Source organism: Flavobacterium cyanobacteriorum (assembly GCF_002251835.1).
Taxonomy (GTDB): domain Bacteria; phylum Bacteroidota; class Bacteroidia; order Flavobacteriales; family Flavobacteriaceae; genus Flavobacterium; species Flavobacterium cyanobacteriorum.
This window is the reverse complement of the sequence record NZ_NOXV01000057.1, coordinates 1-1243: the sequence shown is the minus strand read 5'-3', so window position 1 is coordinate 1243 and position 1243 is coordinate 1. Positions and strand designations below refer to the sequence as shown.

1 protein-coding gene is annotated in these 1243 nt (G+C 34.6%); it reads right to left on the bottom strand.

Annotated features, from left to right (window positions below; all coding sequences use genetic code 11):
• Positions 1-139: 139 nt before the first annotated feature.
• Positions 140-1243: type I restriction endonuclease subunit R, EcoR124 family (locus CHU92_RS00520; RefSeq protein WP_129582957.1), on the bottom strand; the 1104-nt coding region annotated here is incomplete at its 5' end.

Genomic DNA, 1243 nt, shown 5'->3' with positions numbered 1-1243 from the left:
GAAGATTTTTTTAATTCAATTTTGTCAGGGTGGGACAGACACACTCTTTGCCAAGCTTTGGTCTGTGCGTTGGCTTGTGCGGCTTGGCAATGTGTGTGGCTGTTGGGCTGGCTATTCATTGTTCTTCCTTTATCATTATTTATAGTTGACCTCCAACTCCTTTAAACTTCTCTACAAACGAAACCAACTTTTGAAAAACGCTTTGCTTCTTGGTCAAATACTGCGGATTTAAAGGACTCATTTTCGGTAAAAGAGCATTTAATTCTGTACCATTTTCACTAGCATATTCACGTTTTAAAGAGGCTGTTATGTATCGCTTTGCTTCTTCTTCATTTAAATTTTCTTCAGTGATTAATTCTGAGGCTTCTGCCTTTTGTTTTCTTTGAGCATATGCAAAAAAAGAATCAATAACATTTGCTTTGTCTTGCAAGGTGTCAAGGTCTGTCTCATTGATGAAATCAACAACTAAACTCTCTTTAGCTCTATTGCCAACACTTGCACGAATAACTCTGCGTATTTCAGTAATTAATGTGTCTTTATCTTTAGTTTTTTTGTTGTTCTCAAAAATCAATTCAAGAATGTAGTCAAGGTTTATCTCTTGTGATTTTAGTAAGTCAACCTCAAACACAACATCGTCCCAATCAATCGTTGACTCTTCTGATTCTTTACCTTTTTTCTCGCGTCTTAACCAGTCACGTATATCATTATAAGTTGAACGATAATCTTGAACCGTCCGATCTTTGAGTAATTCTATTTTTTGCATTGCGACAATATCCTCGTCTGTCACAAAATGCGTTTTTTTAAATTCTTCTATTGCCTCAGGATTATTTATATCAATTCCCTGAATTGCCTTAAGGTGGTTAAATTCATCATAATTCTGGAGTATATTTTCTACTCTCAAATACTCTCCAAATAGCTTTGCAAATTCTTTTTTATCTTTCTCTTTTACAATTTCATCAGGATTAGGAAATCTCTCATTTAACTCTTTAACTACTTCAACGTAACCTCTGCGTGCTTCACCTGTAGCAATGTCCGTAAAGCCTTCTAAATATTCTTTATAGCTCTTTTCAAGAACCACATTCTTAGTGTTACTATCTCCGAAAAGCGTAATTGCATCAATAGTTGCTTTTTCTAAATCACGGAAAGTAACAATATTTCCAAATGTCTTTGTTGCATCATATATCCGATTTGTTCTCGAAAAGGCTTGAATTAAACCGTGATACCTCAAATTTTTGTCAACAAA